General features: G+C 75.2%; 9 protein-coding genes and 1 pseudogene. 3 read left to right on the forward strand and 7 right to left on the reverse strand.

The genetic code is table 11. The annotated features are described in order from the left end of the window. Together ADY01_RS23020 and ADY01_RS23025 are read left to right on the forward strand one after the other, a co-directional pair. A pseudogene (locus tag ADY01_RS23020) lies at positions 1-483 on the forward strand (ThiF family adenylyltransferase); the annotation flags it as partial. Between the two features lie 61 nt (positions 484-544). After that, positions 545-1,945, forward strand: a complete 1,401-nt coding sequence (locus ADY01_RS23025) for an ABC1 kinase family protein (RefSeq protein ID WP_049576992.1) — start codon at positions 545-547, stop codon at positions 1,943-1,945. Between the two features lie 44 nt (positions 1,946-1,989). Here ADY01_RS23025 and ADY01_RS23030 read toward each other — a convergent pair whose 3' ends face one another. From ADY01_RS23030 to ADY01_RS23045, 4 genes are all read right to left on the reverse strand, one after another. Then, entirely contained in the window at positions 1,990-2,310 is a 321-nt protein-coding gene (locus ADY01_RS23030) for a hypothetical protein (protein WP_063784318.1), read from the reverse strand. Further along, positions 2,307-2,627, reverse strand: a complete 321-nt coding sequence (locus tag ADY01_RS23035) for a WhiB family transcriptional regulator (protein WP_324613221.1) — start codon at positions 2,625-2,627, stop codon at positions 2,307-2,309. The genes ADY01_RS23030 and ADY01_RS23035 overlap by 4 nt, the downstream gene beginning before the upstream one ends. Before the next feature lie 156 nt (positions 2,628-2,783). Beyond that, positions 2,784-3,104 (reverse strand): hypothetical protein, encoded by a 321-nt coding sequence (locus ADY01_RS23040; RefSeq protein WP_053171117.1) that lies wholly within the window; start codon positions 3,102-3,104, stop codon positions 2,784-2,786. Between the two features lie 159 nt (positions 3,105-3,263). Then, positions 3,264-5,489 carry an ATP-dependent DNA helicase UvrD2 gene (locus tag ADY01_RS23045; RefSeq protein WP_078900526.1) on the reverse strand — a complete coding sequence of 742 codons (2,226 nt, stop codon included), beginning with the start codon at positions 5,487-5,489 and terminating at the stop codon, positions 3,264-3,266. Between the two features lie 126 nt (positions 5,490-5,615). Between ADY01_RS23045 and ADY01_RS23050 the strand changes: the two genes are divergently transcribed. Beyond that, the gene (locus ADY01_RS23050; RefSeq protein ID WP_049577014.1) at positions 5,616-5,873 is read left to right on the forward strand and encodes a glutaredoxin domain-containing protein; all 258 of its coding nucleotides are present in this window, start codon (positions 5,616-5,618) and stop codon (positions 5,871-5,873) included. A gap of 97 nt (positions 5,874-5,970) precedes the next feature. Here the strand turns inward: ADY01_RS23050 and nudC are convergent, their stop codons facing one another. Genes nudC through ADY01_RS23065 form a run of 3 tightly spaced genes read right to left on the reverse strand, consistent with a single transcriptional unit; the run spans position 5,971 to position 13,325 of the window. Then, complete coding sequence (gene nudC / locus ADY01_RS23055; RefSeq protein WP_049576999.1) at positions 5,971-6,909, reverse strand: NAD(+) diphosphatase; 939 nt, start codon at positions 6,907-6,909, stop codon at positions 5,971-5,973. A gap of 10 nt (positions 6,910-6,919) precedes the next feature. Then, on the reverse strand, positions 6,920-10,219 hold the full coding sequence (locus ADY01_RS23060) for an ATP-dependent helicase (protein WP_049577002.1): 3,300 nt from the start codon (positions 10,217-10,219) through the stop codon (positions 6,920-6,922). A gap of 10 nt (positions 10,220-10,229) precedes the next feature. After that, entirely contained in the window at positions 10,230-13,325 is a 3,096-nt protein-coding gene (locus tag ADY01_RS23065) for an ATP-dependent DNA helicase (RefSeq protein WP_078900527.1), read from the reverse strand. Positions 13,326-13,475 lie beyond the last annotated feature (150 nt).

Below are 13,475 nucleotides of genomic sequence, written 5' to 3' on the forward strand. Positions count from 1 at the left end.
GAGGAAGGGGAGGGGCCAAGGGGCGGGACCCGGCTGGTGATCTTCGCCCCCCGGGACGGCCTCGCCGCCTACGCGCCGGATCCGGCGGCCGCCGAGGAGGTGCTCGCGGCCGGCACCCCGCACCTGTACGCGGGCGTGGTGGAGGCGACCGGCTTCGTCGGACCGCTGGTGCTGCCGGGGGCGAGCGGCTGCGCGGGCTGCCTGCTGAGGGAGCGGGCCAGGCGGGAGCCCTGCTGGCCGCTGCTGGTCGCCCAGTGGCGGAACGCGAAACGCCCCGGCGTCCCCGCCTGCGACGGCCCGCTGGCCACGGCGGTGGCGGGACTCACCGCGTGCACGGCGCTCGGATTCCTCGACGGCTCGGTTCCGCCCTCGGCGAGCACCAGGACCGAGCTGGCGCTGCCGGGCCTCACGACCACCACGGAGACCATCGAGCCCCACCCCGAGTGCCCCTGTGGAGCGGCCCGGTCCACCCGACCGCCATAGGCCGTCATCCGGGTCCACAATGAACGAGTAGGAGCGGCACAGGGGAGCTGGAGGGGACACCATGTCTGATCTACCCCGCAAGGCGGTGACCAGGACCGCGAAGCTCGCGGCGCTGCCGCTGAGCTTCGCCGGCCGGGCCACCTGGAGCCTGGGCAAGCGCATCGGCGGGGCCTCCGCCGAGCTGGTGGGCAGCGAGTTGCAGCAGCGCACCGCGGAGCAGCTGTTCTCGGTGCTCGGCGAGCTCAAGGGCGGGGCCATGAAGTTCGGCCAGGCGCTCTCCGTCTTCGAGTCCGCGCTTCCCGAGGCCGTGGCGGGGCCGTACCGCGCGGCGCTGACCAAGCTCCAGGACGCCGCGCCCCCGCTGCCCACCGCCTCGGTTCGCGCCGCGCTGGCGGAGCGGCTCGGGGAGGACTGGCGCGACCTCTTCGCCGAGTTCGACGAGAAGCCCGCGGCGGCGGCCTCGATCGGGCAGGTGCACCGGGCGGTGTGGCACGACGGCCGGGAGGTCGCCGTGAAGATCCAGTACCCGGGCGCGGGCGAGGCGCTGCTGTCCGACCTGACGCAGCTGGGCCGGTTCGCGAGGCTGCTCGGGCCGCTGATCCCCGGCATGGACATCAAGCCGCTCATCGAGGAGCTGCGGGCACGCGTCGCCGAGGAGCTCGACTACGCCCTGGAGGCGGAGGCGCAGCGCGCCTACGCCGAGGAGTTCGCCGACGATGCCGGCGTCCTGGTGCCGGACGTGGTCTGCCAGCGGGACCAGGTGCTGATCACCGAGTGGCTCGACGGCATACCGCTGTCGCGGGTGATCAGCGCGGGCGAGCAGGAGGAGCGGGACCGCGCCGGGCAGCTGCTCGCCCGGTTCCTCTTCTCCGGCACCGCGCGGACGGGGCTGCTCCACGCCGACGCCCACCCGGGGAACTTCCGGCTGGTCCCCACCGAGGGCAGACCCGTGTCCGAGTGGCGCCTCGGGGTCATGGACTTCGGCGCGGTGAACCGGCTGCCGGACGGGCTGCCCCCGGTCATCGGCCGGGCCCTGAGGATGACGCTCGACGGGGACGCCGAGGAGGTGTACGCCCAGCTGTCCGCCGAAGGCTTCGTGAGGTCGGACATCGAGCTGGACCCGGCGGCCGTGCTGGACTACCTGCTGCCGATCATCGAACCGGCGCGGGCCGAGGAGTTCGCCTTCAGCCGCGAGTGGCTGCGCGAGCAGGCGGGCCGCATAGCCGACCCCAGGTCCGCGGCCCACCAGCTGGGCCGCCAGCTCAACCTCCCGCCCTCCTACCTGCTGATCCACCGGGTCACGCTGAGCACCATCGGGGTGCTGTGCCAGCTCGGCGCACGGGTGCGGATGCGGGACGAGCTGATGGACGGGCTCCCCGGCTTCGCCACGGACGCCGACCTCATGCCGGAGGGGCCCCTCGAAGAGGGACCCCTCGGTGACGACGAGCCGGGGCGGGTCTGAGGCCGAGGGATCTCGGCGCCCGACCCGCCCGGGGCGGGATGTTCTTACCGTATGACCGCCTGCGCCAGGGCGCGGCGGGCGCGCCGGGAGGCACGCTCCGCCCGGGCGTGGAGGCGACGGGACTTGCGCTCCATCCGGCGGGCGTGGGCCAGCTGCCCGGCCATGCGTTGGGACTCCGCTTCGTAGACGCGTGCCGCCATATGGGAGCGCGCCATGGCTTCTGGTATGAGGTGCAACTTCCTGTTCCTGTTCAACTGTTGACGCGGCCGCCTGGCCTCCGTCAGTTCGTTCATGGTGTGCGCCGTCTCGGGAGGGCGCCGTGGGCCGTGCTGCGCCGGCCGACCGATGGTGCCGGGGATGTTCATGCCGGAACCGGGTTCTTGCGGGGACGGCCACGCGGCCGCTTCCTGGGGACGACGACGCCCTGGACGAAGAGCTCGCCGCCCCAGACGCCCCAGGGCTCACGGCGGTCCTTCGCACCGGCCAGGCAGGCGGCGCGCAGCGGGCAGGCGCCGCAGAGCGACTTGGCGTACTCGACGTCCTCGGGGGTCTCGGCGAAGAACACCTCCGGGTCGTACGAACGGCAGGGCACGCCGTCGCCGAGGCGTTCGATGGCCTCATCGAGCTCGTTGAGGGTGTACAGCGGGGTCACAGAAGTCTCCGGATCCGGTGGTGAGTTCAGGTCGGGTCGGGCGTACGGCGCGAGTGGCACGGTCTTGTCCTCGTGTCGTCGGTTGTCGGTCTGCCCGGCTGGTGGCCGGGCCGGAGGAAAACAGAAGGGCCGCGGATCCCGGTGTGGGTTCCGCGGCCCTGGAAGGTGCCGACCTGATCTCGCCGATCAGGCTGGATCACTCCAGGGATCGAGCCCGCGGAGGGCCCACATCGTGTGAAGCTGGGTCTTCTGCTGTCCGAAGATCTGGTTTCCGGCGCCGCCGACATTGGCCGCGGGGGCATAGGCATCAACGCGTGCCTCTGCCGCCACTACCGCTGCCACGGACGCCAGGATCGGTCGCTCGCTCAGCGCGGCACGCGGTTCGGCGGATGCCGAACGTGCGACCGCCGCACCGGACACACCGGTGACCAGGAGGCGAGAACCGCCGGACGCGCAGATGCCGACGAGCACATGGCTGGTCAGGGATTTGGTGATCATGTTGGCCATGGGACTCGCCTCCTCTACGGCGTCTCGGTGGGCCGGGCGTCTTCCGCCCGTGGAACTCAAAGCCCAGATGAACTCAGTACAGCATGGCATCGGGGGAAGGGGAACCCTCCCCCGGCGTCACGTGGAGCACGGTATGCGGATGTCTCCGGGCCGCGCAAACTATTTTTCGGCGGCTTCCCCGGAATCTTCCCCGGGGGCCTCGGGCAGCGGCTCCCCGGCGCACAGCGCCAGCACGTCCGGGCCGAATTGCCGCAGCTTGTGGGCCCCGACGCCCGAGATCCGCGACAGCTCGCCCTCGCCGCCCGGGACGCTCTCGGCGATGGCGATCAGCGTCACATCGGTGAAGACGGCGTACGCCGGCCTGCCCAACTCCTGCGCCCGCGCGAGCCGCCACTCCCGCAGCCGCTCGTAGAGCTCCTCGTCCATCGAGGACGGGCAGCCCTCGCAGCGGCGCAGCTTCACCTCGGTCGCCTCGGTCAGCGTCCGGTCGCACACCCGGCACTTGACCGGACCGCGCGGCTTGCGCGCCCGGGACCCCGAGCCCCGCTCGACACCGCCCGCGCCGCCCCGCGAACCGCCGACGGCGGAGCCGGGCCGCAGCCCGTCGAGGAACCGGCTCGGCCGCCGCCCCGCCCGCCCGCCCGGCGACCGCGCCAGCGACCAGGAGAGCGTCAGCCGCAGCCGGGCCCGCGTGACGCCCACATAGAGCAGCCGCCGCTCCTCCTCCACCTGCTCCGGCGTCTTGGCGTGGGTGATGGGCAGCATCCCGTCGGTCAGGCCCACCAGGAACACCGCGTCCCACTCCAGGCCCTTCGCGGTGTGCAGCGACGCCAGCGTGACGCCCTCGACCGTCGGGGCGTGCTGCGCCGCCGCCCGTTCCTCCAGCTCCGTGACGAACGAGCCCAGCGTGGCGTCCGGCCTGGCCCGCCCGAACTCCTCCGCCAGCCGCACCAGCGAACGCAGCGACTCCCAGCGGTCCCGGACCGCGCCCGAGCCCGAGGGCGGCTCGGGCGTCCACCCCGTGGAGGCGAGCACCGCCCCCACCTGCCCGGCGAGGCCGTCCGCGTCGTCGAGCGCGCCGTCGTTCCCCCCGGCGCGCGCCGCGCCGCGCAGCGCGAGCCCCGCCTGCCGGATCTCCGGCCGGTCGAAGAAGCGCTCGGCACCCTTCAGCTGGTAGGGCACCCCCGCGTCGGCCAGCGCCTGCTCGTAGATCTCGGACTGGGCGTTCACCCGGTAGAGCACGGCGATCTCGCTCGCCGCGATGCCCGCGCCGCCCTCCGCCACCGGGGTGAGCAGCCCCCTGATCCGCTGGGCCGTGGCCTCGGCCTCCGCCGGCTCGTCCGTGTGCTCGACGAACTCGGGCTCGGGGCCCGGCCCCCGCTGTGAGACCAGTTCGAGGCGGTGCTCGGCCGCCCGGCCGTGGGCCTGCGACAGCAGCCCGTTCGCCAGGTGCACCACCTGGGGCGTCGACCGGTAGTCGCGCACGAGCTTGACCAGGGTGGCGCTCGGGTGCCTGGCCCTGAAGTTCAGCAGGTGGTCGGGGGTGGCGCCGGTGAAGGAGTAGATGGTCTGGCTGGCGTCCCCGACCACGCACAGGCTGTCCCGGTCCCCCAGCCACTGCTGGAGCAGCCGCTGCTGGAGCGGGCTGACGTCCTGGTACTCGTCGACCGTGAAGTGGTGGTACTGCCCGCGGACCACCTCGGCGATGTCCGGCCGGTCCGCCAGGATCCCCACCGTCAGCAGCAGCACGTCCTCGAAGTCCATCGCCCCCCGGTCGCGCTTCAGCTGCTCGTAGGTGGCGTAGACGCGGGCGGTCTCGGCCGGGTCCCTCGGCGCGTCCCGGCCGGCCTTCGCCAGCGCCGCCGGATAGTCCTCCGGCGTCACCTGGGTCACCTTGGCCCACTCGATCTCCGAGGTCACATCCCGCAGCTCCAGGCGTTCGAGCCGCAGCCGGGTGCGCGCCGCCGCCTCCGCGACCAGCCCCATCTTGCGTTCCATCAGCCGCGGCGGCTCCCCGCCGACCGCCTTGGGCCAGAAGTACTGGAGCTGTCTCAGCGCCGCCGAGTGGAACGTCCGCGTCTGCACGCCGCCCGCGCCCAGCTGCCGCAGCCGCCCGCGCATCTCCCCCGCGGCCCGCGCCGTGAACGTCACCGCCAGCACCGTCGCCGGCTGGAACACCCCCGCCCTGACCCCGTACGCGATGCGGTGCGTGATCGCCCGTGTCTTCCCCGTGCCCGCCCCCGCCAGCACGCACACCGGCCCGTTCAGGGTGGTGGCGACCGCACGCTGCTCGGGGTCGAGCCCCTCGAGCACCGCGTCGGCCGAGTCCGGCACCCGGGGGAACGGATCCTGCGGGGAAGGCGTGGCGTGCGTTGCTGATGTCACTCCGCCATGCTGCCAGGTTCGGCGCGTCGCGTGAGGCGCGTTGTCCACAGCCGGGCGGGATTACTCATACCGGCGCGTGTGTTGTCCTACCACAAGCACCGGACGCGGACGAAGGAGCACGAGACGATGCAGGGCACTGTGACGATGTACAGCACCACGTGGTGCGGCTACTGCCGTCGGCTCAAGAGCCAGATGGAGCGGGAGGGCATCGCCTACACCGAGGTCGACATCGAGCAGGAGCCGTCGGCCGTCGAGCTGGTCGAGAAGGCCAACAACGGCAACCGCACGGTCCCGACGCTCGTGGTCGTCCCCGGCAGCGGCGGTCCCCAGGTCACCATGACCAACCCGTCGCTCGCCCAGGTGAAGAAGGCGCTCGCCGCCTGAGGCGCTCACCGGCCGACGCGCTCACCGGCCGACGCGTGCACCACCCGGCGCGTTCACCGGCCCGGACTCCGGCGCGCGCACCCGCGCGCGCCGGCGTTCACCAGGGCGCGGAGAGCAGCGGCTTCCCGTACCAGCGCGCCACCAGCCGCGCGGCGATGGAGACCCCCGAGGGGGCCAGCACCTCGCCGGACTCCATCGCCGCCCGCAGGTCCTCCCGGGAGAACCAGCGGGCCTCCTCGATCTCCTCGCCGTCCACCCGCGGCTCCGACCAGGCCGCGTGCGCCACGAAGCCCAGCATCAGGCTGGACGGGAACGGCCACGGCTGGCTGGCGATGTACTCCACCTCGTCCACCACGATGCCCGCCTCCTCGGCGACCTCGCGGATGACCGCCTGCTCTATCGACTCGCCCGGCTCCACGAACCCGGCCAGCGTCGAGAAGCGCCCCTTGGGCCAGTGCATCTGCCGCCCGAGCAGCGCCCGGTCCTCCTCGTCCACGACCAGCATGATCACCGCCGGGTCGGTCCGCGGATAGTGCTCCGCGCCGCACGCCGGGCAGCGCCTGATGTGCCCGGCCGCCGCGATCACGGTCCGCTCCCCGCAGCGGGAGCAGAAGCGGTGGAGCCGCTGCCAGTTCTCCAGGGCGACGGCGTGCACCAGCAGCTCGTTGTCCCGCTCGGACAGCAGCGCGGCGGCTTCCCGCAGCCCGGCGGGGCGCGCCGCGTCGTCCATGCGCCCCGGGAGGGCGTCCTTCTGGAGCGCGAAGTACCGGACCCCGTCCGCGTCCGCCCCCAGGAAGTAACGGTGGGCCTCGGTCAGCGGCGCGTCGAACGACGGCATCGTCACGAGCTCGGTCCTGCCGTCGCCCGTCTCCTCGATCAGCGCCTGGCCGCCGGAGACCACGAACACCCGCGTCGACGGATGGCTCCAGGCGGCGCCGAGCCACGCCTCGTCGAGGCGGTGACCGGCGCAGCGGTCGATCCCGCCGGTGCCGGTGAGCGGGATCGGCTGGACAGCGTCGTCCGGGGTCGTGCGCATACGCAGAAGCCTAACCGGGGTCGTTCGGCTCCCAGGACTCCTCCCCCAGCAGCAACCGCTCCAGGCCACGCCGTCCCGGCAGCACGGTCGGCCGCACCAGCTCGCCGCTGCGGACGTAGAGGAACGCGGCCGACACGGCGGTAAGCGGCAGGTCGTACCGCTCGGCCCAGGCCACGCGGTAGATCGCCAGCTGGAGCGGGTCGGCGTCCTGGCGGCGCGCCGTCTTCCAGTCGATGATCTCGAAGCCGCCGCGCGCCGTCCGGTAGACGGCGTCGATCCGGCCGCGGATGACCCGCCCGGCCAGCTGGATCTGGAACGGCGCCTCGATCCGGAACGGCCTGCGCGCGGCGTACGGGGTCCGCGCGAACGCCTCCTTGAGCGCCGTGAGCTCCCGCTCGTCCCGGATCTCCGCCTCCTCGTCCGGGTCGCCGCCCGGCAGCTCGTCCGGGCCGAGCATGGGCAGCGCCAGCTCCTCGAACCGGGACTCCACCCACGCGTGGAACCGCGTCCCGCGCCGCGCGGCCGGCTGCGGCGGGCGCGGCATCGGCCGGGCCAGCTCCCGCGCGAACCCGTCCGGGTCCGACGCCAGCCGCTGCACCTGCGAGGCCGAGAGCGACAGGGGCAGCGGGACGTCCCGCACCGAGGCCCTGGACTGCCGCAGCTCCCCCGCGAGCGCCGCCAGGTCCCGGTCCCAGGACGCGACGGTCCGCCGCTCCTCCGGGGTGAGCCCCTCGTCCTCACCGAGCTCCGCGCCCTCACCGAGCTCCGCGTCCTCCCCTGCGGGCCCGCCCGCCCGCTGAGCCGGGAGCCCGCGCAGCCGCGCCAGCACCGCGTCCGCCGCCGCCCGCCGCCGGGCGAGCGCCGCCGGGTCCAGCGGCAGCGGCCAGGCGTGCTCACGTGCCGGGCCGGTCAGCGCCGGGTTCTCCGCGTCCTCGGCCGGGGGCTCGGCCCAGTGCTCCACCTCGCCGTGGGCCGGGTCCGCCTCGCAGTGCAGGCGCAGCGCCGCGAGGAACGGGGACGGGCCGCGCCGCCGCTTCTGGCTCGGCCCCCACCAGTGCCCCGAGCCGATCAGCAGCGACCGCGGCCGGGTGAAGGTGACGTAGCCGAGCCGCAGCTCCTCGAGACCCAGGTGGTCCGCCACCGCCGCCGTGTACTCCCGGTGCGCCGCCGCCGTCCACTCCGGGGTGGCGGGCAGGGTTCCCGCGTCGCCGCGCAGCGGGTGCGGCAGCGCCCGGGCGTGGCGCAGCCAGGAGTCGCGCGAAGGTTTGGCCGGAAAAAGGCCCTCGCACAGCCCCGGAACGGCGATCACGTCCCACTCCAGCCCCTTGGCCTTGTGGGCGGTCAGCACCTTCACCGTGTTCTCGCCGCCGGGCAGCGACCCGTCGAGCCCCTTGTCGTACTGGGCGGCGGCCCGCAGGAAGGCGAGGAACGCGGGCAGCGTCGCCCCCCCGTCCACGGCGGTGCCGCTGCGCCCCGCCGCGAACCCGGCGGCCAGGTCGAGGAACGCGCCCAGCGTCTCGCGACGCCGGGCCGCGAGCGCCTGCGGCGAGGCGGACAGCTCGACCTCAAGACCCGTCGCGGCGAGCACCCGGTGCAGCACGTCCATCAGCGGGTCGCCCAGCGAGCGCCTCAACTCCCGCAGCTCCGCCGCCAGATGCGCGAAGCGCACCCGCGCCTCGGCCGAGAACCGCAGCCCGTCGGCCGGCTCCCCGCCGCCCTCGACGAAGGTGTCGAGGGCGTCGGCGAGCGAGGTCACCTCGGCCGGGTCGGTCCCCTCGACCGCGGCGGCCAGCCGCGCGTCGGCGCCCGGGTCGCCCTCCTCGCCGCCGTCCCCCGAGCGCCGCACCAGCACGCGGGCGCGGCGGCCGAGCAGCGCCAGGTCGCGGGGCCCGATCCGCCACCGGGGGCCGGTCAGCAGCCGGACCAGGTGGGCGTTGGCCGTGGGGTCGGCCAGGACCTCGCAGACGGCGATCAGGTCGGCGACCTCGGGCAGGTGCACCAGCCCGGAGAGGCCGACCACCTCGACCGGCACGTCCCGGGCCACCAGGGCGCGCTGGATCTCGCCGAAGTCGCCCGCCGTGCGGCACAGCACCGCGATCTCGCGCGGCGGCGTCCCGGTCCGCGCCAGGTGGGCGACGGAGTCGGCCAGCCACTCCATCTCCTCGGCGTGGGAGGTCAGCAGGGCGCAGCGCACGAGCCCATCCCGCTCGGCCCCCGCGGCGGGCCGCAGCGGGACGACGGCGGGGTGGCGTTCGCGCAGCGGCGAGGCCAGGTCGTTGGCGAGCGAGAGCAGCCGCCCGCCGCTGCGCCGGTTCTCGCTGAGGCTGTCGCGCCGGGCCTCGGTGCCGTCGCGGTGCGGGAAGTGGTCGGGGAAGTCGTCCAGGTTCGCCACCGAGGCGCCGCGCCAGCCGTAGATGGCCTGGCAGGGGTCGCCGACCGCCGTGACGGCGTGCCCGGTGCCGCCGCCGAAGAGGCCCGAGAGCAGGACCCGTTGCGCCACGGAGGTGTCCTGGTACTCGTCGAGCAGCACCACGGCGAACTCCTCGCGCAGCGCCCGCCCCACCTCGGGCATGTCCCGGGCGAGCGCGGCGGCCAGCGCGATCTGGTCGCCGAAGTCGAGCAGGTCGCGGGCGCGTTTCCTGGAGCGGTACTCCTCGACCAGGTCGAGCAGCCGCCCGCGGCCCGCCGCGGCCTCGGGGATCTGCCGCAGGTCGGCGTTGGTGAGCTCGGCGCCGGCCAGCTCGCCCAGCAGCCCCGCGTCGAACGCCCGCAGCTCCCGCGGCGCGACCAGATGCTCGGACAGCTCGCCGTCGAGCGCGATGAGGTCGGTGACCAGGGTGGTGAACGAGACGCCCGGCGGGTCGAATTCCCTCGGCGCGGAGCGCAGCACCTCGGCGGCCAGCTGGAACCGGCCCGCGTCGGCCAGCAGCCGGGAGGAGGGCTCGACGCCGAGCCGCAGCCCGTGCTCCGTCAGCAGCCGCCCCGCGAAGGCGTGGTAGGTGGACACGTGCGGCTCGCCGTCCTCCGCCGTCTCGACGCCGGCCCCGGCCAGCGCGGCGCGGACGCGCTCGCCGAGCTCGCCCGCCGCCTTGTTGGTGAAGGTCAGCCCGAGGACCCGGCCCGGCGCGACCTGCCCGGTCGCGGTGAGCCAGACGACGCGGGCGGCCATCACCGTCGTCTTCCCCGAGCCCGCGCCCGCCACGATCGGCTGCGGCGCCGGCGGCGCGGTGATGCACGCCAGCTGCTCAGCGGTGAACGGGATGCCCAGCAGCTCCCTGAGCTGAGCGGGATGGCTGAGTCGTTCCGGCACCCGAGTGAGACTAACCCCCGCCGCCCAGCGGCTCCTGGCGCTGCACGGTCGGCAGCGCGTCGCCGCCGTCGCGCCGGGCGGCGCCCTGCCGCAGGTGCACCAGCTCGGCCCCGGCCACCTCGGTCGCGTCGGTGACCTCGCCGTGCCGCAGGGCGAGCTGGTAGACGGCGAGCTGCGGGTGGCGTTCCACCTCGCGGCGGGTGGGCCTGGTGCGGCCGGTCTTGAAGTCCACGACGTAGGCGCGGCCTTCGGCATCGTGTTCGACGCGGTCCAGGACGCCGCGGATGCGGACGCTGTGTTCGCCCGCCCGGAGCGTCACGTCGAAGCCGGCCTCGCTGGCGACCGGTTCGCGCCCGTCGGTGTGCTGGAGCACGTGCCAGCGCAGGAAGCGCTCCAGGGCGGCCCGCGCCTCGGTCTGCTCGCGGCGCGACTGCCAGGGCGCCTCGAACGCGAGCGAGTCCCAGACCGTGTCCAGCCGCTCCATCAGCACCGACAGGTCGGCGGGCGTGGTGCCGGAGGCGACCTCGTCGGCCAGCACGTGCAGCACGTTGCCGAACCCCTGGGCCGTCGTCGCGGGCGCGTCGGCGTGCACCTCGCGGCCCAGGAACCACTGGAGCGAGCAGGTGTTGACGAGCTGGTCGAGCGCGCTGCCCGACAGCGCGACCGGCGCGTCGGGGTCGCGCACCGGCGCGGGGGAACGGGTCGGCTCGCGCAGTCCCCACCAGCGCTCGGGGTGGGCGGCCGGGGCCAGCGCGTGGCCGTCGTCGTCGCGCAGCGCCGCGAGGTCGGCGAGCCGCCGGGCGGCGGCCTCGCGCAGCGCGGGCGAGGCGGCCGGGTCCACCGTGGTCGCGCGCAGCTCGGCGAGCAGGGGGGCCAGGGCCAGCGGGCGGCGCGGACGGGCGCTCACCTCCTCGGGCTCCACGCCGAGTTCGCCCAGGAAACGGGAGGGCTGGTCGCCGTCGTCGGCGCCCCGCACCGCGGTGACCACGAGCCGGTCCCTCGCGCGGGTGGCGGCGACGTAGAACAGGCGGCGCTCCTCGGCGAGCAGCGCCGCGTGGCCGAGCGGCTCGGCGAGCCCGTCGCGGCCGATGCGGTCGGCCTCCAGGAGCGAGCCGCGGCGCCGCAGGTCGGGCCAGAGCCCCTCCTGCACCCCGGCGACGACGACCAGAGACCACTCCAGGCCCTTGGCGCGGTGCGCGGTCATCAGGCGCACGGCGTCCGGGCGCACGGCGCGCGGGGCGAGCGTGTCGGCGGCGATGTCGTGCGCCTCCAGCTCGGCCAGGAAGTTCCGCGCCCCGCGCCCACCCGTGCGCTCCTCGGCGCGCGCCGCCGCGTCGAACAGCGCGCAGATGGCGTCCAGATCGCGGTCCGCGTTCCGCCCGGCGGCGCCCCCGCGGCGCGCGGCGCGCTCCAGGCGTCCGGGCCAGGGCGTGCCTTCCCACAGCAGCCACAGCGCCTCCTCGGCGCTGCCGCCGCCCGTGAGCTGCTCGCGCGCCTTGCGCAGCAACGGCCCGAGCCGCTGCGCGCCCCCGGCGTACGCGGGATCGTGGGTGACGAGCCGCTCGGGCTCGGCCAGCGCCTCGGCGATCAGCTCGTCGGAGGGGCGGGGCGTGGCCACGCCCGCGGCGCGCTCCTCGTTGCGCAGGGCGCGGCCGAGGCGGCGCAGGTCGGCCGCGTCCATGCCGCCCAGCGGCGAGGTCAGCAGCCGCGCCGCCGTCTCCGCGTCGGGGCCGCCCTCTCCCGCGACCAGGCGCAGCGCCGTCAGCAGCGGTGCGACCGCGGGCTCCTGACGCAGCGGGAGGTCGTCGCCCGCCACGTCCAGCGGCACGCCGGCCGCGGTGAGCGCCCGGCGCACGCCCGGGATGGACCGCGCTCCGGCGCGGACCAGCACGGCCATGTCACTCCACGCCACACCGTCCTCCAGGTGGGCGCGGCGCAGCAGGTCCGCGATGTTGTCCAGCTCGGCGCCCTGCGTCGGGTAGACGTGCGCCTCGACGCTCCCGCCCTCGCGCTCGGCGACCAGCGCCCGGTGGCGCCGGACGGCGTCCCCCGGCAGCCGGGCCAGCGGCATCCGCCGGGTCAGCAGGCGCGTGGCCGCCAGCAGTCCGGCGCCGCTGCGCCTTCCGGTCGTGAGCACCGCCACGGGCGCGGGGGCGCCGCCCCGCGTGCGGAAGGTGTCGGGGAAGCCGAGGATGCCGCCGACGTCGGCGCCGCGGAAGGCGTAGATGGACTGGTCGGGGTCGCCGAAGGCGATCAGGTCCCTGCCGTCCCCGGCCAGCGCCCGCAGCAGCGCCGCCTGCGCCGGGTCCGTGTCCTGGTACTCGTCGACGAACACCGCGTCGTAGCGGGCCCGCACCGCCGTCGCCGTCTCCGGGTCCTCCGCGAGCCGCGCCGCGTCGCGCACCAGCCCGGTGTAGTCGAGCACGCCCTGCGCCTGCGTGACGTCCAGGTACTCGGCGAGGAAGTGCGCCGCGGCCTCCCAGTCGGGGCGCCCGGTGCGGCGCGCGAACCCGGCCAGCGTGTCCGGGTCGAGGCCGATCTCGCGGCTGCGCGCCAGCACGGCGCGCAGCTCGTCGGCGAACCCCCGCGTCGTCAGGCAGGCGCGCAGCTCGTCGGGCCAGACGATGCCGCGCCCGGCGCGTTCCAGCTCGCGGTGGCCGGCCAGCAGCTCCCGCAGGTACAGGTCCTGCTCGGGCCCGGACAGCAGGCGCAGCGGCTCGGCGAACAGCTCGCGGTCCTGCTGGGCCCGGACGAACGCGTACGCGAACGAGTGAAACGTGGTCGCCTGGGGGGAGGCTCCTCCCAGACGGGCGGTCAGGCGGTCGCGGAGCTCCGCGGCGGCCTTGCGGCTGAAGGTGAGCACCAGGACCCGCTCGGCGTCGGTGCCGGCGTCCACCCGGCGGCCCACGGCCTCCACCAGAGTGGTCGTCTTCCCGGTGCCGGGACCCGCGAGCACCAGCAGCGGTCCGCCCTCGTGGTCAACCACGCGGCGCTGGCTTGCGTCCACTGCAACGGCGCGTGCGTCGCTGACCGGGGCGCGCACCAGTCGGTACGCTCCCGGGACGGGCGGCCGGTCAGTGGACGGGACGGAGAGGCTCACGTGCATCGCGCATTCTCGGGGACGTTGGAGGAGACGGTACGCCAGACGGCTCCCGAGGCGCAGCGTTTCGCGCCCGTCCCCCGGACGGACGGCGCAAGCTGGTGAGTGTGAGCCGCAGCTCAGCCGCGCCCGGAGCCGTGCCCGCCCGGGCCCCCG

This window comes from Streptomyces sp. SBT349 (assembly GCF_001083795.1).
Taxonomy (GTDB): domain Bacteria; phylum Actinomycetota; class Actinomycetes; order Streptomycetales; family Streptomycetaceae; genus Streptomyces.

What these genes read in the sequence shown, in the direction of transcription:
- ADY01_RS23025 (WP_049576992.1), top strand. Translation starts at nt 545, where the DNA reads ATGTCTGATCTACCCCGCAAGGCGGTGACCAGGACCGCGAAGCTCGCG.
- ADY01_RS23065 (WP_078900527.1), bottom strand. Translation starts at nt 13,325, where the DNA reads ATGCACGTGAGCCTCTCCGTCCCGTCCACTGACCGGCCGCCCGTCCCG.
- ADY01_RS23050 (WP_049577014.1), top strand. Translation starts at nt 5,616, where the DNA reads ATGCAGGGCACTGTGACGATGTACAGCACCACGTGGTGCGGCTACTGC.
- nudC (WP_049576999.1), bottom strand. Translation starts at nt 6,909, where the DNA reads ATGCGCACGACCCCGGACGACGCTGTCCAGCCGATCCCGCTCACCGGC.
- ADY01_RS23040 (WP_053171117.1), bottom strand. Translation starts at nt 3,104, where the DNA reads ATGGCCAACATGATCACCAAATCCCTGACCAGCCATGTGCTCGTCGGC.
- ADY01_RS23030 (WP_063784318.1), bottom strand. Translation starts at nt 2,310, where the DNA reads ATGAACATCCCCGGCACCATCGGTCGGCCGGCGCAGCACGGCCCACGG.